The organism is Qipengyuania aestuarii (genome assembly GCF_019711535.1).
Lineage (GTDB): Bacteria > Pseudomonadota > Alphaproteobacteria > Sphingomonadales > Sphingomonadaceae > Qipengyuania > Qipengyuania aestuarii.
Window position 1 is genome coordinate 566,492 of record NZ_JAIGNP010000003.1, and the last position, 17,845, is coordinate 584,336.

General features: G+C 63.7%; 18 protein-coding genes and 1 tRNA gene. 14 read left to right on the forward strand and 5 right to left on the reverse strand.

Annotation, left to right across the window (positions count from 1 at the left end; genetic code table 11):
* Positions 1–24: 24 nt before the first annotated feature.
* Positions 25–810 carry a Rossmann-fold NAD(P)-binding domain-containing protein gene (locus K3175_RS12520; protein ID WP_221543706.1) on the forward strand — a complete coding sequence of 262 codons (786 nt, stop codon included), beginning with the start codon at positions 25–27 and terminating at the stop codon, positions 808–810.
* Here K3175_RS12520 and K3175_RS12525 read toward each other — a convergent pair.
* Both K3175_RS12525 and K3175_RS12530 read right to left on the reverse strand, forming a co-directional pair.
* Entirely contained in the window at positions 794–1,738 is a 945-nt protein-coding gene (locus tag K3175_RS12525; protein ID WP_221543707.1) for a DMT family transporter, read from the reverse strand. The two genes, K3175_RS12520 and K3175_RS12525, sit on opposite strands and share 17 nt — an antisense overlap.
* Complete coding sequence (locus K3175_RS12530; RefSeq protein ID WP_221543708.1) at positions 1,735–2,730, reverse strand: threonine aldolase family protein; 996 nt, start codon at positions 2,728–2,730, stop codon at positions 1,735–1,737. The genes K3175_RS12525 and K3175_RS12530 overlap by 4 nt, the downstream gene beginning before the upstream one ends.
* Before the next feature lie 52 nt (positions 2,731–2,782).
* Here K3175_RS12530 and K3175_RS12535 point away from each other — a divergent pair, with 52 nt between their 5' ends.
* On the forward strand, positions 2,783–3,079 hold the full coding sequence (locus K3175_RS12535; RefSeq protein ID WP_221543709.1) for a GNAT family N-acetyltransferase: 297 nt from the start codon (positions 2,783–2,785) through the stop codon (positions 3,077–3,079).
* On the opposite strand, the gene K3175_RS12540 is transcribed toward K3175_RS12535, so the two are convergent.
* The gene (locus K3175_RS12540) at positions 3,076–4,641 is read right to left on the reverse strand and encodes a PH domain-containing protein (protein WP_221543710.1); all 1,566 of its coding nucleotides are present in this window, start codon (positions 4,639–4,641) and stop codon (positions 3,076–3,078) included. The genes K3175_RS12535 and K3175_RS12540 overlap by 4 nt on opposite strands.
* Positions 4,638–5,105: a PH domain-containing protein gene (locus K3175_RS12545; protein ID WP_221543711.1), complete on the reverse strand. Its 468-nt coding sequence runs from the start codon at positions 5,103–5,105 to the stop codon at positions 4,638–4,640. Before K3175_RS12545 ends, K3175_RS12540 begins: the two co-directional genes overlap by 4 nt.
* A 300-nt stretch (positions 5,106–5,405) precedes the next feature.
* Between K3175_RS12545 and K3175_RS12550 the strand changes: the two genes are divergently transcribed.
* From K3175_RS12550 to K3175_RS12560, 3 genes are all read left to right on the forward strand, one after another.
* Positions 5,406–6,014, forward strand: a complete 609-nt coding sequence (locus K3175_RS12550; RefSeq protein ID WP_221543712.1) for a response regulator transcription factor — start codon at positions 5,406–5,408, stop codon at positions 6,012–6,014.
* Positions 6,015–6,157: 143 nt separating this feature from the next.
* Positions 6,158–6,730 carry a hypothetical protein gene (locus K3175_RS12555; protein WP_221543713.1) on the forward strand — a complete coding sequence of 191 codons (573 nt, stop codon included), beginning with the start codon at positions 6,158–6,160 and terminating at the stop codon, positions 6,728–6,730.
* A 3-nt stretch (positions 6,731–6,733) separates the two neighbouring features.
* Positions 6,734–9,226 (forward strand): YadA-like family protein, encoded by a 2,493-nt coding sequence (locus K3175_RS12560; protein WP_221543714.1) that lies wholly within the window; start codon positions 6,734–6,736, stop codon positions 9,224–9,226.
* Between the two features lie 78 nt (positions 9,227–9,304).
* On the opposite strand, the gene K3175_RS12565 is transcribed toward K3175_RS12560, so the two are convergent.
* Positions 9,305–9,379: transfer RNA gene (locus K3175_RS12565), tRNA-Thr, on the reverse strand.
* 115 nt (positions 9,380–9,494) lie between these two features.
* Between K3175_RS12565 and K3175_RS12570 the strand changes: the two genes are divergently transcribed.
* The 9 genes from K3175_RS12570 to K3175_RS12610 all read left to right on the forward strand — a co-directional run bounded on the left by K3175_RS12570 (position 9,495) and on the right by K3175_RS12610 (position 17,488).
* Complete coding sequence (locus K3175_RS12570) at positions 9,495–9,638, forward strand: hypothetical protein (protein ID WP_221543715.1); 144 nt, start codon at positions 9,495–9,497, stop codon at positions 9,636–9,638.
* Between the two features lie 33 nt (positions 9,639–9,671).
* A complete protein-coding gene (gene gpmA, locus K3175_RS12575) occupies positions 9,672–10,358 on the forward strand; it encodes a 2,3-diphosphoglycerate-dependent phosphoglycerate mutase (RefSeq protein WP_221543716.1) in 687 nt (228 codons plus the stop codon).
* Between the two features lies 1 nt (position 10,359).
* Positions 10,360–10,851: a 5-(carboxyamino)imidazole ribonucleotide mutase gene (purE, locus tag K3175_RS12580; RefSeq protein ID WP_221543717.1), complete on the forward strand. Its 492-nt coding sequence runs from the start codon at positions 10,360–10,362 to the stop codon at positions 10,849–10,851.
* The gene (locus tag K3175_RS12585; RefSeq protein ID WP_221543718.1) at positions 10,851–11,918 is read left to right on the forward strand and encodes a 5-(carboxyamino)imidazole ribonucleotide synthase; all 1,068 of its coding nucleotides are present in this window, start codon (positions 10,851–10,853) and stop codon (positions 11,916–11,918) included. The genes purE and K3175_RS12585 overlap by 1 nt, the downstream gene beginning before the upstream one ends.
* Positions 11,915–12,421: a dihydrofolate reductase gene (locus K3175_RS12590; RefSeq protein ID WP_221543719.1), complete on the forward strand. Its 507-nt coding sequence runs from the start codon at positions 11,915–11,917 to the stop codon at positions 12,419–12,421. The genes K3175_RS12585 and K3175_RS12590 overlap by 4 nt, the downstream gene beginning before the upstream one ends.
* Positions 12,418–13,332, forward strand: coding sequence for a bifunctional riboflavin kinase/FAD synthetase (locus K3175_RS12595; protein WP_221543720.1), 915 nt, complete (start codon positions 12,418–12,420; stop codon positions 13,330–13,332). The genes K3175_RS12590 and K3175_RS12595 overlap by 4 nt, the downstream gene beginning before the upstream one ends.
* A 217-nt stretch (positions 13,333–13,549) precedes the next feature.
* Positions 13,550–16,531, forward strand: a complete 2,982-nt coding sequence (gene ileS / locus K3175_RS12600; RefSeq protein WP_221543721.1) for an isoleucine--tRNA ligase — start codon at positions 13,550–13,552, stop codon at positions 16,529–16,531.
* The gene (gene lspA, locus K3175_RS12605) at positions 16,503–17,078 is read left to right on the forward strand and encodes a signal peptidase II (RefSeq protein ID WP_404679408.1); all 576 of its coding nucleotides are present in this window, start codon (positions 16,503–16,505) and stop codon (positions 17,076–17,078) included. The genes ileS and lspA overlap by 29 nt, the downstream gene beginning before the upstream one ends.
* Positions 17,078–17,488: a DUF3035 domain-containing protein gene (locus K3175_RS12610; protein ID WP_221543722.1), complete on the forward strand. Its 411-nt coding sequence runs from the start codon at positions 17,078–17,080 to the stop codon at positions 17,486–17,488. The genes lspA and K3175_RS12610 overlap by 1 nt, the downstream gene beginning before the upstream one ends.
* The last annotated feature ends 357 nt before the right edge of the window (positions 17,489–17,845 follow it).

The window sequence follows — 17,845 nt, forward strand, 5'->3', positions numbered from 1 at the left end:
AGGTCTTTGGGCTATTACGCCCGGATGCCTCGTTTGTTCATCTTCGGCCTCGGCTACACGGCAAAGCATCTCGCACACAAGATAAGCGGCAATGGCTGGCAGATCGACGCCACCGGCAGCGACGGAGCGGTCGATTTCGGCGATCGCGAGGCCGTGCAAGCCCATCTCGCCCGGGCCGATGCCGTGCTGAGCTCGGTCCCGCCAGCCGATGGCAGCGATCCGGTGCTCGACCGCTATGAAAGCGCGCTCGCGGGCAAATGGCTCGCCTATCTGTCCTCTACCGGTGTCTACGGCGATGCGGACGGAGCCTGGGTGGACGAACACGCTCCCACGGGTACGGGCCGCCGGACAGCGCGCGCGCAGTGCGATGCACGCTGGATGGACCTCGGCGCGCGGGTCTTCCGCCTGCCCGGCATTTATGGCCCCGGAAGAAGCGCACTCGACAAGGTCCGCGAGGGCAGCGCACACCGGATCGACATGCCCGGACAGGTCTTCAGCCGCATACATGTGGAGGATATCGTGTCGGGCATCGAGGCCGCGCTGCGGCACGACGCTCCGCCCGGCGCCTACAATCTCGCCGACGATCTACCCGCCAGCCACAATGCCGTGACCGAGGAAGCCTGCCGCCTGCTGGGCGCCGTGCCGCCCCCGCTCCAGACGATGGATGAGGCGGGCCTTTCACCCATGGCGCGCGGTTTCTATGCGGAAAACCGAAGGGTGGCGAACGGCAAGGCGAAACGCGTGCTCGGCTGGGAGCCGCGCTTTCCCACCTACCGCGAAGGGTTGGCCGCCATCATGGCTCGGGCGTAGCGCGTCTGGGCGGAGGAGCGGCGCGGCCGCGCATCGCCACCACCATGCCGATCAGCGTGATCGCCGCCCCGGCTGCGGGCAGCGGGCCCCAGATATATCCTTCGAACAGGGTCGACAGGATCATCGCCACGATCGGCACGATCACCGAACTATAGGCCGCCGTGCCCGCCCCCACCTTGCGCACCAGCCCGTAATAGAGCGGGAAGGTCACGACCGAGCCGAGCAGGCCGAGATAGAGAATGCCCATGGCATAGGCGGGCCTCTCGTCGAACTGCGGCGGACCCTGCGTCACCAGCGCGAAGCCTGCATTGAGCACCACGCCGACCGCCATCGACCATGCCAGCAGCGTGAGCAGCGGCTGGCGCTTGGCCCCTTCGGTGGCCTGGATGATATTGGCCGCGCTGGCCGACAGGATGCCGCACACCGTCAGCGCCGCCCCGCCCAGCACTTCGCCCAGCGTGGCGGGCGAGGCGCGCCATTCCTGCGCGAACAGCATGGCGACGCCCAGTGCGGCGATCGAGGATCCGATCACAAATTCGCGGCGGATCGGCTGGCCCAGCACCAGCCGGCCGAAGATCGCATTGGGCACCACCAGCAGCGCGAACATCACCGCGACGAGGCCCGAGGTGATGAATTTCTCCGCATTGTAGACGAAGCTGAAATTGAGGCAGAACTGGAACAGCCCCAGCGCAAAGGCCCAGCGCCAGCCCGCGCGCGGCAGGCGCAGCGGTTCTCCGCGAAGCTTGGCCAGAGCGAACATGCCCAGCGCGGCGACGACGAAGCGCCAGGTGATGGACCAGCTTGCCGGGACCGAGGATATCTGGTCACGGATGACCAGCCACGTCCCGCCCCAGATCACGCTGACCAGCAGGAAGGCGGCAAGGTTGCGGGGGGCGAGCAGGCTTTCGCCGCCGGATTGCGCGCTCATAGGTCCGCAATCGCCTGAGCCAGCGCGCGGGCATCCTCTTCCCGCGTATTCCAGGCGGACACGAAGCGGGCCGCATCCGCGCCCCAATCGTAAAAGCCGAAACCGCGCCGGCGCAAAACCTCCCGCTCATCCGCCGTACAGCGCACGAACACTTCGTTGGCTTCGACCGGATGCATCAGCCGGTCGCCGCAAGCAGCTGCAATCTCGGCGGCCGCCGCATTGGCCGCGCGGGCATTGTGAAGCCAGACATCACCATCCAGCATGGCGTGGATCTGCGCGGCAAGGAAACGCCCCTTGCTTTGCAGATGCCCTGCCCGCTTGCGGCGATACTGCGCCACATCGGCCAGGGCGGGATCGAAAAAGACGATCGCTTCGGCGGTCATCCCGCCATTCTTCACGAAGCCGAAGCTCAGCGCATCGACCTGTCCCGCGGCATCGGCCGGCGGCAGATCGAGAAAGGCCACCGCATTGGCGAAGCGCGCGCCGTCCATGTGGAAACGCAGGCCGCGCTCGTCCGCCAGCGCGCGAATCGCCGCAATGTCTTCGGGCCGGTAGACGCGGCCATATTCGCTGGCCTGCGTGATGGAGATCGCATGCGGCTGCACCTGATGCACATCGTCGCGGATCGGATCGATCACCGCGCGAATGCCATCGACGTCCAGCCTCGCCCCCTCGCCCTGCCCCAGCAGCAGCTTGGCACCGTGCAGATAGAAACCGGGCGCCCCGCCCTCGTCCATTTCGATATGCGCTTCTTCATGGCACACCACCGCGCCATGCGGCTGCACCATCGTCGCCAGCGCCAGGCAATTGGCTGCCGTACCCGTGGCCACCCACAGGACGGAGCACTCGCGGCCGAACAGGGCGCTCATCCGCTCGTCGAGCGCGGCGCTCAGCGCGTCGCCGTCATAGGGCGTGTCGCTCGCATCGGCGGCGCGCATCGCGTCCCAGATCGCGGGGTGAACGGATGCGGAATTGTCGGACAGGAAGTGCATGGAACGCGCATAGCGACTGGGGCGTTAAACCGACAACCACAGAAAGACGATTATGAGCACAAGTCAGGTAGAAATCGAACGTCACGCCAATGGCAGCCAGGGCGAATACATCGCCAGGCTCCCCGGTAGCGAGGAGAAGGCCGAGCTGAGCTGGTCCGACCGGAACGGCGTGCGCCACGCGACACACACTTTCGTGCCGCCCAGCCATCGCGGCAAGGGCGTGGCCGAAGAACTGGTGAAGGCGCTCGTCGCCGATGCGCGCGAACAGGATTTCAAGATCGCGCCCGACTGTTCCTATGTCGAACGCTGGTTCGACCGCCACAAGGATTATGCCGACCTGCGCGCCTAGGCCGCAGCGGAGCCTTTGGTATCGAGCAGGCGGGAGAAATCCGTGCCCGCCATGCTGCGGCAAATATGCGCCCGCCAGTCTTCGGCCTGCGCCAGCGGTACGCCTTTGATCCGGAATTTACCCCCCGCCAGGCCGAGATGCAGCGTGGCATAGCCGCGCCAGCGGGCAATCGGCCCCTGCGCGATTTCCACCGACTGCAGCTTTACCCGTGACGCGATCGAAAGCTTAGGGGCAAGGCTGCCGATGCGGTTGTAGACCTGATCTTGGTCGAGCGCGCGGCGGTCCCGCTTCCAGCGCCACCATCCCAGCCCTGCAATGGGTACAATCGCCAGCAGCGGCAGGATCCACAGCGGTTCCTCCACGGCGATTGCCGCCACGATGGCGAGAATGGCGAGCGCGATGCCTGCGCCGACGACCCGATCGATAAAATAGCGCGGCGTCGCCCGCAGCCATGTCACATCCTCTGCGGGCCGGTGAAATCCCGTCAGGCCGATCACGCGATCGATTTCCGGCAGCGTGCCGAAGGGCACGGCATCGTGATTCGCGCCTTCGCTGTCGCTTGCGAGGCTGACGATCTTGAGCGCATGCCAGCCGAAGCGCCTGCGTATAAAGCCCGTCTCCATGCGCAAAGCCTGCACCCGGTGCAGCGGCATGACGAGATCGGTGCGGGTGAGCAGGCCGCGGCGGCGGCGCAATCCCTTGGGCGTACGCTCCAGCCGGAAATCCCATTCGCGCAACGCGGTGCGGATCACCCCGGTGGCAATTCCCACCGGCACCAGCGCGGCAATCGCCAGTGCAATACCGGCGGCCTTTGCCACCGGCCCGAGACCGGCGAGCCACTGGCCGGGGCCCGCCAGCTGCTGCTGCCAGCCGTCGACGTCCCACGGATCGAAAGGGAGCAGGAAATCGAGTTGCTGCGCGGCGCCGAACAGGACCGCGACGACGGCCAGCGAGAATTCGAATAGGCCGAAGGTCAGGATGCGCCCCGTATCCATGGCGAAGACGGTTTCGGCCTGCGGAGCCGGCTTCGTTTCCTTGGGCATTTCCGCGCTCGCTACGAAAGGAGCGCCGGACAGGACCGGGGCCCGCGCCGGTTCATCGTCCTTGCGGTCGCGCACGAGTTCGCGCAGCCGCTCACCCTCGGCTTCCGACAGATAGGCCAGCGTCAGATCGTCCCCGCCGCCGGCGCCGGTCTCGAACTTGACCTCGACCAGGCCGAACAGCCGCGGCAGCAGCTTCTGTTCGAGGCTGACATCCTGGATGCGGTCATAGGGCACCGACCGCGCCGACCGGGACAGAACGCCGCTTTCCACCCGCACATCGCTCTCGCCGATCGTATAGGTCAGGCGCGCCCATTGCAGATAGGCGACAAGCACGTTGAGGAGGATGACGACTATCAGTATCGGCACGGCGAAGGCAAGAAATCCCGCATCCCCTTCGCGGTTCAGGATCGCCACACCGCCCAATACAACCGGGACGACGAGCTGGGCCAGCAGACCCACCGCCCGCACTGCGAAACTCATCGGATTGGTCCGCCGGGGGGCGGCCGCTTCGCCGGTCATTGCGTGTCGCGCCGGATGGCGGTCCGGATCTCCTCGCGCATGGCGAGCGCATCCTCATGCGCCAGCCCGCCCAGCGAGACGGAGGCATTGTGCGATCCTGCCGTATGCACCGTCACCGTCGCGAGGCCGAACATCCGTTCGAGCGGCCCGCGATCGACATCGATATGCTGGACCCGGCCGAACGGCACCACGGTATCCGAACGGAACATCACGCCGCGCACCACCCGCAGCTGCTCTTCGGCCAGCGAATAGCCGCGCGTGCTGAAGCGGCGCATCGGCAGATAGACGACGAGAAAGAGGGCCAGCAATAGCCCGGGCACCCAGACCACGCCGGTCCAGCCGGGAATGGCGACTTCCGCAATGGTCGATGCGATCACCAGCAGCACGGCCGGAATGGAATAGACCAGCCGCATCATCGATTTGTAGCGCGGGTCTAGCTGGGTGAGATCGTGGCTATCGTCCATGCGCCTTGCATATGCAATACACCCGCCGCGTCAACGCCTTTGATCGACGGGGCTGGTCGGGAAAGGCAGTTGCAATTCACCTTGTCCGCGAAGTGATCAGGATTTGATCTTTCCGACGCCTAGGCGCGCTCGATTCCCGACCGAAAATCTCGCCCTTTAAACCTACGTAGTGCCCCTTATATTGGCGATTAATTTAGGTTAATCAGGGGTTTATACATATTGCATTCCTCTTATATAAAGTTAAGTTCCTCCCCTGGGTCGCTTCGAGTTAAAGCTTAGAGAAGCGGTTGAGGCATAGGAATGAGGATTTATATCGTCGAGGCAGATGAATCTGTCCGCGCGACGCTGAAGCAGCTCTTGGAAGACACTGATCACGAGGTTGAATGGTACAAATCGGGTCGTAATTTCGTCCGGAAATCCCGGAAGGTTCCTCCGGGTTGCATCGTCGCCGACAAGAATCTCCCGGACCTTCAGGCAAGCCATGCTCATTGCGAACTCCTGCAGGAATGCATGGAGCGCCACGAGGTCATCTTGCTGAGCGGGCCGTGCGATGTTTGCGATGCGGTCGCTGCGATGCGGGCCGGCGTGCTCGATTTTTTCGAGCTCCCCTACCGGCGAGCTGAATTGCTCGATGCCATAACCCGGGCGCAGTTGCGCCTGGAGGAACGCGTCGCCGAGAAGCGCGAGGATGCGAAGAACCTTCAGCTGTTCGGAAAACTGACCAAGCGAGAGCTGTCGGTGCTGCGCGCGTCGAAAGATGGCGAGAGCAGCAAGATCGCGGCCTACAAACTCGGCCTCAGCCCGCGCACCGTCGAAATGTACCGGTCCCGGATCCTGCAGAAGCTCAAAGTGCCATCATTTTCCGCTGCGCTGGTCAAAGCGCAAGCCGCCCGGCTCCTCCATTCGTAGGAATTCTGGGCGGCTTGTACGCGGCTCCCAGATGCGCCCGTAATTCCACCGTAACTCCAGCGATTTGCCGTTGAATTGCGGCATTCCGGTACATCCAATTTTCCGACAGCTTCGAAGCTCACCACGGGCAAGAGGAGGCCGGAATGCCGATGCGGAATGCGCTCCCGTCACGCCAGCAGCGAGCTCGCCGCACGTCTTTCGGCGACTTCTATTACCGGACGCCTGCCCACGCCCGGGAACGACCGGTATGGCTCCGCTTCCTCCACCTTTCCCGCCAGATCTACGGCTCGCCGTTTTCCGCCTTGGTTGCGCTCGGCTCAGGCGGTCCGCAGGTGCTGGACTGGGTCGATAACCGGCTCGACGGAGCATTCTCCGACTACGTCGAAAAGCTGGAAACAGAAGTGTCCCTGGCGTCTCCCCCACGCCCGCTGCACCCGCTGAATTCGATCATGATTTCCGGCGACTGGATTTGCGTACGCTTATCCTATTTCGGTTCGCGCGCACCGATTGGCATCGCGGTCTTTTTGGAAGATGCCGCCAACAGCCTGCCCGACACCGCTTCCCTGCATTCGCTCGAGAAGGTGCTGACAGCCTTTCTCCGCTCCCGCCTTCCCCACGAAGACCCAAAGGCGCCGTCTTCGTGGCCGCACGAGCTGTCCGGGCACGCCACTGCCCCGGCACAGATCACCGGCGCCAATACAACGAAGAGAGGCTGAACAATGATGAATTCCAAAACAGGTAGAGCGTCGGGCATCGGCGCTCTCAGGATCGCTGCTCTTGCCACTGTAGCAACCAGCGCTTTCACATTGCCGGGACTTGAAAACGAGGCTCACGCCCAGGCTCTTGCTCCCGTGGCGGACGTCTGCACCGGGTTGAGTTTGAACGAATCGCAGCTGACAAATTTGCTGGGCGCGGTGAACCAACCGATCGTCACGCCGATCCAAGGCACCGTTAACGGGGTGCTGGACATTCTTGCCGTGGTCGACAGTGCGCTGCCGGTAACGTTGGGAACTCTCGCCGACCTGAATATCGACGTCACGACAATCGTCGATGACGCCGTGGCCGGTAATCCGGTCAGCGTGCAACTGGTAGATTCCAGCGGCACGGTGCTGGGCGCCGGCGAGTGTAACCTGGCCGCCGACGCCTATACGTTGAACACCCAATCCGGCATCCAGATCGGTGGCAATCAGATTTCGGGTCTCGGCGCAAATGGACAGGCCGCTTCGGCCGGAGAACTGGATGCCATCGCTTTCGGCAATAACGCCAGCACCGCGGCGGGAGCGACTGGCGCCATTGCGCTCGGCACGAATGCCTTCGTCACCGCGCCGAACAGTGTTGCGCTGGGTGCCGATTCCGTTGCCGACCGCGCCAACACCGTTTCGGTCGGGGCAGCGGGCGCCGAGCGCCAGATCACCAATGTCGCAGCGGGCACCGCACCAACCGATGCGGCAACCGTGGGCCAGGTGGATACAGCCATTGCCGCCGCGACGGGCAATTCCGTCCAATACGATGGTGCTGGGCAGACATCTGTAACATTGGCCGGCGCAGGCGGCACTACCGTCACAAACGTCGCTGATGGAGCGCTGTCCGCTACGTCGAGCGATGCCGTAAACGGCTCGCAGCTATTTGCTACCAATCAAGACGTCGCGGCGAATGCCGGCGACATCAGCGCCCTCGATGGCAGGGTGACCGCCAATGACGCCGACATTGCTTCGCTTGATGGCCGAGTAACCACGAATGAAAGCGACATTGCGTCTCTGGACGGTCGGGTCACTACCAACGAAACCGATATCGCAGACCTGCAGGCTCTAGGCGTTCAGTATGACGACGCCAGCCAAGGTACCATCACGCTTGGTGGCGCGGACGGTACGATCGTAACCAATGTCGCACCCGGGGCGCTGAATGCGACCTCGACGGACGCTGTAAACGGAGCGCAGCTCTTCGCGACGAATCAGGCTGTGGGCGCTCTGGACACACGCGTGACTCAGAATGAAGTCGATATCGCCACCAATACCGCCGACATCGCAGCTCTTCAGGTGACTACAGGAGGTTTCGACACCAGAATTACGCAGAACGAAAATGATATCGCAGCCCTCGACGGAAGGGTGACTACCAACGAGGCAGACATCGCCACCCTCGATGGCAGGGTAACCACAAACGAGACCGACATTGCAAACCTCGACGGTCGCGTCACCACCAACGAAACCGATATCGCCAATCTCGACGGGCGTGTGACAACCAATGAGGGAGACATCGCCAATCTGGATGGCCGTGTCACGGTCAATGAGGGGGACATCGCCAGCCTCGACGGTCGCGTCACGACAAATGAGGGGGACATTACCAACCTCGACACCCGCGTTACGACTGCGGAGGGAAATATCTCCAGCATCGACAGTCGGGTGACAGTCAACGAAGGCAGTATAGTCAGCATACAGGCGCAGTTGGCCAATGTGCCGGTAACCTATGTGTCCGATGCTGATGGAACGACCCCGAGTGCAACGCCGACCGATACTGTCGCCTTCCAGTCTGCCAGTGGCGGAGCCGCGCGGGTGACCAATGTGGCGGCCGGAGCGCTGACGGCCACGTCCACCGATGCGGTGAACGGCAGCCAACTGTTCGAGACGAATGGGCAGGTTGCTCAGAACGCTTCGGATATCACCACTGTCCGCAACAATCTGCAGGGCAGCACCGTGGTGGCAGTGCAATATTCGGATCCCGACAATCCCAACGTCAGCAATGGCGGCACGATCACCAATGATGTCGCCCTGGTAGGGGCAGACTTCTCCGCCCCGGTGGTGTTGCACAATGTCGCCAACGGCACGCTGGCCAACGACGCTGCCAATATCGGCCAACTTCAGGCCGGTCTCGCCGACGTCATGGCCACCTCGATGGGCTATACCGATACCCGCGTTATGGAAGCCATGGCCTATACCGATATGCGGGTGGCCGATCTTACCTTCGACCTCGCCGATCTGCGCGATGACGCGTTCGCCGGCACGGCCGCAGCCATGGCCATGTCGGCCATTCCGCAGTCGGTCGATCCGAGCAAGTCGACGATCGGCGGCGGGGTTGGCCATTATCGCGGCGAAACGGCCTTCGGCTTCGGCTATTCCGGCCTCACCGGAGACGGCAAAATGTCATTCAACGTAAGAGGTACGATCGATACCCACGGCAAGGGAGGCGTCGCAGCAGGAGCCGGCTTCCACTTCTGACAGTTATCGGCTTCAAGCCCCCACTGGGGTCGGCTCCGCGCCGGCCCCTTTTTTCGGCATCACGATAATGCCGGGAGATGGTGCTGCTGGGGAGGATTGAACTCCCGGCCTCACCCTTACCAAGGGTGCGCTCTACCACTGAGCTACAGCAGCACATGTCGCCGCGGGGAAATCCGTCGCGGGGTGGAGGCGGGCGCTATTGGCAGAAGCGAGCCATAAGTCAACCTTCGCTTGCGGCCAGATGCGATTTTCGCAAGAGGAGTGCGCCATGAGCGCTGCAAACGACAAGATGACACGCGAGGAACGCCTCGCCGCGAAACTTCGTGAGAACCTGCGTCGCAGGAAAACCCAGACGCGCGAATTGCGCGAATCGGAAGAAGGTGGGGTTTCCAACGATGATGCGGGCCGCTAACGCACGGCCCTCCTAAAGAAATCCGGAGCCAACATGTCGAAGCTGATCCTCGTTCGCCACGGCCAGAGCGAGTGGAACCTCGCCAATCGTTTCACCGGCTGGTGGGATGTCGACCTCACGGAAAAGGGCGAGGCCGAGGCCCGCGCCGCCGGAGAGCTGATGAAAGCCAGGGGCGTCCTGCCCACCACCGCCTTCACCTCGCTCCAGAAACGCGCCATCAAGACGCTGAACCTGGCACTGGAGGAATGCGACCGGCTGTGGATCCCGGTGACGCGCGACTGGCATCTCAACGAACGGCATTACGGCGGCCTTACCGGCCTCGACAAGCAGCAGACCCGCGAGAAGCACGGCGACGAGCAGGTCCATATCTGGCGCCGCAGCTTTGACGTGCCGCCGCCCGAGATGGAGCGCGGCAGCGAATTCGACCTGTCGGACGATCCGCGCTACGCCGGGATCGACGTGCCGATGACCGAGAGCCTGAAGCTCACGATTGAGCGCGTTCTGCCCTATTGGGAGGAGGCAATTCTTCCGCTGCTGGGTAAGGGCGAGACGGTCATTATCTCAGCCCATGGCAACAGCCTGCGTGCGTTGGTGAAGCATCTGTCGAACATCTCCGACGACGACATCACCGGCCTCGAAATCCCGACCGGACAGCCGATCATCTATGAATTCGACGGCACGCAGGTGGCCGGAGAGCGCTATTACCTGAAGGACGCGTAAGATGGCTGCGGGGGAGGTAAAAGTCGCCATCGTCATGGGCAGCCAGTCCGACTGGTCGACCATGAAATGCACCGCCGATGTGCTGGACGAACTGGGCGTGGCAACCGATGTCCGTATCGTGTCGGCGCATCGCACGCCCGACCGGATGTATGATTTCGCCAAGGCTGCCGAGGCGGACGGATTTCACGTGATCATCGCCGGTGCCGGGGGCGCCGCGCATCTGCCGGGCATGATCGCGGCACTGACTCATGTGCCGGTGCTGGGCGTGCCGGTGAAATCGCGGGCGCTTTCGGGCCAGGACAGCCTGCTCTCAATCGTTCAGATGCCTGCCGGAGTGCCGGTGGGCACGCTGGCCATCGGCGAAGCCGGCGCGACCAATGCCGGCCTGATGGCTGCCGCGATCCTTGCCAATGGCGATGAGGAGCTCAAGCAGCGTCTAAAGGACTGGCGCCAGGCACGCAGCGAAGCCGTCACCGAAAGGCCCGCCGACTGATGCTGAAGCGAGGGTCCACGATCGGAATTCTGGGCGGCGGCCAGCTCGGCCGGATGATGGCAACCAGCGCCGCACAGCTGGGTTATCGCGTGATCGGCTATGCCCCCGATGGCGACAATGTCATGGGCGATGTGGCGGAGGATTTCGTCACCGCTGCCTGGGACGACGAGGCCGCCCTCGCCGCTTTTGCCGCCCGCTGCGATGTGGTGACTTGGGAATTCGAGAATGTGCCGGTCGCCACCGCGCGCGGCATCGCGGGTCCGGCGATCTTCCCCGACCCGAAAGCGCTGGAAACGGCGCAGGACCGGCTGGACGAGAAGCGCTTTATCGAGGAACTCGGCGGCAGGCCTGCAGCCTATGCCAAGGTCGATTCAAGCTATGACCTGATCGCCGCTGCGGACAGGCTGGGTGCGCCCGGCATCCTCAAGACCCGCCGCGACGGGTACGACGGCAAGGGCCAATGGCGCATTGCCAACGGGCGCGAGGCAGAGGCGCTCAACGTGCCGGAAACGCCCTGTATCTACGAAGCTTTCGTCGAGTTCGAGGCCGAGTTCTCGGTCATCCTCGTGCGCAGCCAGGACGGCGAGACCCGCTTCTGGGATTCGACCCGCAACGAACACCGCGGCGGTATCCTGGCCGCGTCGCATTTTCCCGCCGGCGAGCCGATCGCGGCGCAGATCGCCGAAGCGCGCGAGCTTGCTCGCAAGGTTGCCGATGCCCTGAACTATGTCGGCGTGCTGACGCTGGAATTCTTCGCCACCCACGAAGGCCCCATCTTCAACGAGATGGCGCCCCGGGTGCACAATTCGGGCCATTGGACGATCGAGGGCGCGGCCACCAGCCAGTTCGAGAACCATATCCGCGCCGTCGCGGGCCTGCCCCTCGGGGATACTCGGACCACCGCCGCGCAGGTCGAAATGCGCAATATCCTCGGCAACGATATCGAGAACGCCCATGCCGCGCTGGGCGATGCGCGGCTGCATCTGCATGATTACGGCAAGGCGGAGGCCAGCGAAGGCCGCAAGATGGGCCATGCGACGCTGATTACCCACGACGCCGGCCTATGAGCCTGTTCCTGATCTATGCCCGCGCCGCCAATGGCGCGATCGGCAAGGAGGGCCGCCTGCCCTGGCACCTTCCCGCCGATCTCAAGCGATTCAAGGCACTTACCATGGGCGCGGACCGGCAGGGACGGCCGATGATCATGGGGCGCAAGACGTTCGAGAGCCTGCCCGGCCTGCTGCCCGGCCGCCGCCATATCGTGCTGACCCGGCGCGAGCGGTGGGATTCGACGGGCGCCGACGTGGTCCGTTCGGTCGAGGAAGCGCTGGCGAAAGCGGGCGATGGCGACGTGGCCGTGATCGGCGGCGCGGCCATTTTCGATGTCTTCATGCCGCTCGCCAGCAAGGTCGAACTCACTGAAATCCATCGCGATTTCGACGGCGACGTGTTCATGCCCCCGCTCGGCCCCGAATGGGAAATTTGCGGGCGGGAGGACTTCGCGGCGGAGGGTGAGAGGCCCTCTTATTCCTTCCTGACCTATACCAGGGTGGGAGAGAGTGCGGCGTGAGGTTTCTCGATCACCGCGAGCCCCTGCCGCAATCGCTGCGCGGGGCGATCATCGCGCTGGGCAATTTCGACGGCTTCCACCTCGGGCACCAGGCGGTGGCGCAGGAAGCCATTGATTGGGCACGGGAAACCGGGCGGCCGAGCATCATCGCCACCTTCGATCCGCACCCCGTGCGCCACTTCAAACCCGAGGTCCCGCCCTTCCGCCTGACCACGCTGGAGCAGCGCCAGGAGCTTTATCTGGCGGCCGGCGCCACGGCGATGCTGGTCTTCCATTTCGACCAGAAACTGTCCGAAACTACGGCCGAACACTTTCTTGATCGGATCTTGATCGACCGAATGGGCGCCAGCGGCGTCGTAACCGGCGACGATTTCCGGTTCGGAAAGGGCGCGGCAGGCGATGTGGCCAGATTGCGCGAATCGCCGCTGGAGGTCCGCACGGTCGACCCGGTGATGGATGGCGGCAGGCCCGTCTCCTCCAGCCGGGTGCGCGAGGCGCTGCGCGAAGGCGAGCCGCAGGAGGCGGCCCGGCTGCTCACCCGCCCCTTCGCCATCCGCGGCGTGGTCGAGCATGGCGACAAGCGCGGCCGCACGATCGGCTATCCCACGGCCAATCTGTCGATCGAGAGCTATCTGCGGCCCAAGTACGGGATCTATGCCGTGACGGGGCGCCTCCTGGCGACCGGGCAGGTGCTGAAGGGCGCGGCCAATATCGGGGTGCGCCCGCAGTTCGAACCGCCCAAGGAATTGCTCGAGCCCTATTTCTTCGATTTCTCCGGCGATCTGTACGGACAGGAGATCGAGGTGGCCTTCCACCACTTCCTGCGCGGCGAGGCGAAGTTCGACAGCCTCGACGCGCTGACCGCGCAAATGGAGAAGGATTGCGACGAGGCGCGGCGGTTGCTGGGCTGACGGTTTGCCGGGCTTTACATTTCTCCGTACGTCATTGCGAGCGGAGCGAAGCAATCCATCGTGAGACGTTGCGACCGGTGGTGAGGGATGGATTGCCGCTTCGCCTGCGGCTCCTCGCAATGACTCGGGTTTTGGGGCTTGTCGCCCACCCCTCCCCCGCATCCTCGCAATGACGAGTATTTGCACGGGGCGCGCAAGCGGCTAAGGCGCGCAGCCTATGGCCGATAGCAACGACACCAGCCGCGATTACCGGGACACGGTCTTCCTTCCCAAGACCGATTTCCCCATGAAAGCCGGGCTTCCGCAGAAGGAACCGAAGATCCTTGCGCGCTGGCAGGAAGAAAAGCTGTACGAACAGCTGCGCGAGGAGCGCGGCGGCCGCGAGAAATTCATCCTCCACGACGGCCCGCCCTATGCCAATGGCGACATGCATATCGGCCACGCGCTGAACCGTATCCTGAAGGACATGGTGGTGCGTTCGCAGACGCTGCTGGGCAAGGACGCGCCCTTCGTGCCGGGCTGGGACTGCCACGGCCTGCCGATCGAATGGAAGGTCGAGGAAAAGTACCGCAAGAAGAAGAAGGACAAGAAGTCCGTCCCAGCGGCCGAATTCCGCCAGGAATGCCGCGACTATGCCGCGCATTGGGTCGATGTGCAGCGCGAACAGCTCAAGCGCCTCGGCCTGATGGCGGATTTCGACAATCCGTACCTCACCATGCAGTTCGAGAGCGAGGCCACTATCGTTGCCGAGCTGATGAAGTTCGCCGAGGCCGGCAATCTCTACCGCGGATCGAAGCCGGTGATGTGGTCGCCGGTCGAAGAAACCGCGCTGGCCGAGGCCGAGGTCGAATACGAGGACATCACCTCGACTCAGATCGACGTGGCATTCGAGATCACGGAAAGCCCGATTCCGGACCTGGTCGGCACGAATGCGGTGATCTGGACGACCACGCCGTGGACGATCCCGGTGAACCAGGCTTTGGCCTATGGGCCGGAAATTGAGTATGTGAAAGTTGTCGCCTTATGGGGAACACGTGGCGAATATCCGCCCTATGGCAGCTACTTCCTCATCGCCAAGCAACTGCTCTCACAATTTGTCGACCGACTTGAGAAAAGTGGAAAAGACATCGAAGGCGATGATCTTGAGAAGCTGAAGGTCAGTGTCATTGCCGAATACAAAGGCTCCGAGCTCGCCGGAACCGTAGCGCGCCACCCGATGCACCGTCTCGGCGGGTTCTACGCCAAGCCGCGTCCTCTCCTCGCAGGCGATTTCGTCACCACCGACAGCGGTACGGGCCTCGTCCACATGTCGCCCGATCACGGCGAGGACGACTTCCTGCTGTGCCGCGCCAACGGCATCGAACCGCAATTCGCCGTCATGGGCGACGGGCGCTATCGCGACGACTGGCCGTGGCTGGGCGCCAATGACCTTAACAAGGACGGCGACGAACGCCGCCGCGCGGTAATCAACAAGCAGTTTAACGCCCCCGACGGCCCGATCTGTACAGATCTGCGCGAAGCGGGCGCGCTGCTTTCCGCCAGCGACGATTACCAGCATTCCTATCCGCATAGCTGGCGTTCGAAAGCCAAGGTCATCTATCGCTGCACGCCGCAATGGTTCGTGCCGATGGACAGGGATCTTGGGGGAACCTCCCAGCCCGTTCGCCCTGAGCCTGTCGAAGGGCCGCACTTCACTTCTGACGCAGCGCCACAAGAAAAGGACGGGGCTTCGACAAGCTCAGCCCGAACGGCTGGTGGGGACACGCTCAGGCAGATCGCCATGCGCGAAATCGAGCGGGTCAAATTCTATCCCGAAAAGGGCCGCCGCCGCATCGGGTCGATGGTCGAGGGCCGCCCCGACTGGGTGCTGTCGCGCCAGCGCGCCTGGGGCGTGCCGATCACATTGTTCGTGCGCAAGGACGGCAGCTATCTACAGGATGCCGCCGTCAATGCCCGCGTGATCGAGGCAGTGAAGCAGCAGGGCGTCGATGCCTGGGTGGAAAGCCGCAAGGAAGAGTTCCTGGGCGCGGATCACGATCCTGCCGAATTCGAGATGGTCAGCGACATTCTCGACGTGTGGTTCGATTCGGGCTGCACCCATGCCTTTACGCTGGAAAGCGGCCGCTGGCCCGAAATGCGCTGGCCCGCCGACCTTTATCTGGAAGGCAGCGACCAGCATCGCGGCTGGTTCCAGTCCTCGCTCCTCGAAAGTTCCGCCACGCGCGGCCGCGCGCCCTATGACGCGGTGCTGACCCACGGTTTCACCATGGCGAGCGACGGCAAGAAGATGTCGAAGAGCCTCGGCAACACCATCGACCCACTCAAGGTCATGGAACAGTATGGCGCCGACATCATCCGCCTGTGGGCGCTGAGCGTCGATTTCACCGAAGATCACCGCATCGGCGATGAAATCCTGAAAGGCGTGGGCGACCAGTACCGGCGCCTGCGCAACACGTTCCGCTATCTCCTCGGCGCGCTCGACGGGTTTGTCGGCGACATGGGCGATATGGGCGAAGTTCCCGAGCTGGAAGTCTATGTCCTCGCGCTGCTCGCCGATCTCGACGGTAAGCTGAAGGCCGCGCTCGAAGCGTATGACTTCAACACCTACACGCGCCTGCTGGTCGATTTCTGCAACGAGGACCTGTCGGCCTTCTATTTCGATATCCGCAAGGACACGCTCTATTGCGATGGCCCGGATTCGACCCGCCGCAACGCCTATCGCACCGTGCTGGACCTGCTGTTCCATTCGCTGGTGCGCTATGCCGCGCCGGTGCTGGTGTTCACTGCCGAAGAGGTGTGGACCACGCGCTATCCCGAAGGTGGCAGCGTCCATCTGCTCGAATGGCCCGCGGTCCCCGGCGTTTCGGCCGATGGCGCGCGCTGGGACAAGCTGCGCGATCTGCGCGAGCGCGTGACCGAGGCGATCGAGCCGCTGCGCCGCGACAAGACCATCCGTTCGAGCCTGGAAGCGGATGTGACGGTGCCGGCCGATGCCGTGCCCGAAGGCTTTACCGACGACGATCTTGCCGAGCTGTTCATCACCGCGTCAGTGACGCGCGGGCAGGTGGGCGAGGTGTCCGTTACCCGTACAGACGAAAACAAATGCGGCCGTTGCTGGCGCCTGCTGCCCTCGGTTTCCGAGGACGGGGCGCTGTGCGATCGCTGCGAGGATGTCGTCGCCCAGATGGATGCTGCCTGACATGAACCCGCTGCTGCGCCTGCGCCTTTTCGGCGTGCTGTTCGCCTTTGCGATCTATGCCCTCGACCAGTGGGTCAAATGGCTGATGGTCGTGCCCTTGCAGCTGCGCCAGAAGGGCGTGATCGACCTGCTGCCCTTCTTCGATTTGCGCTGGACGCAGAATTTCGGCGTGTCGATGGGCCTGTTCGAGGCCGACAGCATGGAATCGCGCTATATACTGGTGGGCGTGACCGCGCTGATCGCGCTGGTGGTCACCATCTGGATGTTCCGCGAAAAGGCCTGGGGCGATATCCTGGGCCTGTCGATGATCCTCGGCGGGGCGCTGGGCAATATCAAGGACCGCTACGAACTCGGCTATGTCATCGACTATGCCGATTTCCACATCGGGGAATTCCGCCCCTTCCTGATCTTCAACATCGCCGATGCCGCGATCACCATCGGCGTCCTGATAATTCTTGCCCGCGCCTTCTTCATGCGCGACAAGGATACCGAAGAGGTCGACGACCTCATGCACGGCAAACCGGCAGACGCCGCGGAGAGCAATTGATGAATACCCTTACCCGTATCGCCCTTCTCGGCGCGACCTCGAGCCTGCTGGCGGCCTGCGGCGGCGGCGGTTTCCTGAACCGCGAACGCCCCGATGAATTCGCCGTGCAGCGCCAGGCGCCGCTGGTGGTACCGCCCGATTTCAACCTCACGCCCCCGGCCGCCGGCGCCCCGCGCCCGGCCGAAGGCACCGCTGCCGAACAGACGCTCGAAGCGCTCTTCGGCGGACCGGCAGACCGTAGCGCGGTGGAAACCAGCGCGCTCGACCGGGCCGGTGCGGCCGAACCGGGCATCCGCTCCTCTGTGGGTTCGGAAGACACCAACACCGTCGCCAAGGGCACCGTCACCCGCGACATCATCGCCGCCCCCGAAGGCGACGGCGGTACGGCGCAGGCCGTAATTCCGGGCTGACGATTTTTGTTTTGGGAGCCCGCGTCCGCGGGCTCATCCTCGGTGCCATCCGGCGCGTCCCGCGCCGGGCACCGGCGGCCTCTTACGGCAGATTTGAGCGCGAAATTGCAGGCGCTTGATCAGCAACCGTCGTGGCTTCGCAGTTTTTTGTTTTCGCCCTCAAACGCCGGGCGCAACGCATCCGCGTTGCTTGGCTTCGCCGCATAAGCGGCGGCGCGCGGTCGCGCTTTGGCTGCCGCGACCAGGAACAGGACCTTCCATTTCGCGCTGATGATCCGGTTCGCGACCAGCGAACCGCAAGGGCAAGCGCCCGCCCGCAGCGGGTGCAGCTTGCTGCACGCATAGCGAGGACGAAGC

Coding starts and splice junctions, on each gene's coding strand:
- gpmA (WP_221543716.1), top strand. CDS start 9,672: ATGTCGAAGCTGATCCTCGTTCGCCACGGCCAGAGCGAGTGGAACCTC.
- K3175_RS12525 (WP_221543707.1), bottom strand. CDS start 1,738: ATGAGCGCGCAATCCGGCGGCGAAAGCCTGCTCGCCCCCCGCAACCTT.
- K3175_RS12610 (WP_221543722.1), top strand. CDS start 17,078: ATGAATACCCTTACCCGTATCGCCCTTCTCGGCGCGACCTCGAGCCTG.
- K3175_RS12535 (WP_221543709.1), top strand. CDS start 2,783: ATGAGCACAAGTCAGGTAGAAATCGAACGTCACGCCAATGGCAGCCAG.
- K3175_RS12590 (WP_221543719.1), top strand. CDS start 11,915: ATGAGCCTGTTCCTGATCTATGCCCGCGCCGCCAATGGCGCGATCGGC.
- K3175_RS12555 (WP_221543713.1), top strand. CDS start 6,158: ATGCCGATGCGGAATGCGCTCCCGTCACGCCAGCAGCGAGCTCGCCGC.
- K3175_RS12520 (WP_221543706.1), top strand. CDS start 25: ATGCCTCGTTTGTTCATCTTCGGCCTCGGCTACACGGCAAAGCATCTC.
- K3175_RS12550 (WP_221543712.1), top strand. CDS start 5,406: ATGAGGATTTATATCGTCGAGGCAGATGAATCTGTCCGCGCGACGCTG.
- ileS (WP_221543721.1), top strand. CDS start 13,550: ATGGCCGATAGCAACGACACCAGCCGCGATTACCGGGACACGGTCTTC.
- K3175_RS12560 (WP_221543714.1), top strand. CDS start 6,734: ATGATGAATTCCAAAACAGGTAGAGCGTCGGGCATCGGCGCTCTCAGG.
- purE (WP_221543717.1), top strand. CDS start 10,360: ATGGCTGCGGGGGAGGTAAAAGTCGCCATCGTCATGGGCAGCCAGTCC.
- K3175_RS12545 (WP_221543711.1), bottom strand. CDS start 5,105: ATGGACGATAGCCACGATCTCACCCAGCTAGACCCGCGCTACAAATCG.
- K3175_RS12570 (WP_221543715.1), top strand. CDS start 9,495: ATGAGCGCTGCAAACGACAAGATGACACGCGAGGAACGCCTCGCCGCG.
- K3175_RS12585 (WP_221543718.1), top strand. CDS start 10,851: ATGCTGAAGCGAGGGTCCACGATCGGAATTCTGGGCGGCGGCCAGCTC.
- K3175_RS12540 (WP_221543710.1), bottom strand. CDS start 4,641: ATGACCGGCGAAGCGGCCGCCCCCCGGCGGACCAATCCGATGAGTTTC.
- lspA (WP_404679408.1), top strand. CDS start 16,503: ATGTCGTCGCCCAGATGGATGCTGCCTGACATGAACCCGCTGCTGCGC.
- K3175_RS12530 (WP_221543708.1), bottom strand. CDS start 2,730: ATGCACTTCCTGTCCGACAATTCCGCATCCGTTCACCCCGCGATCTGG.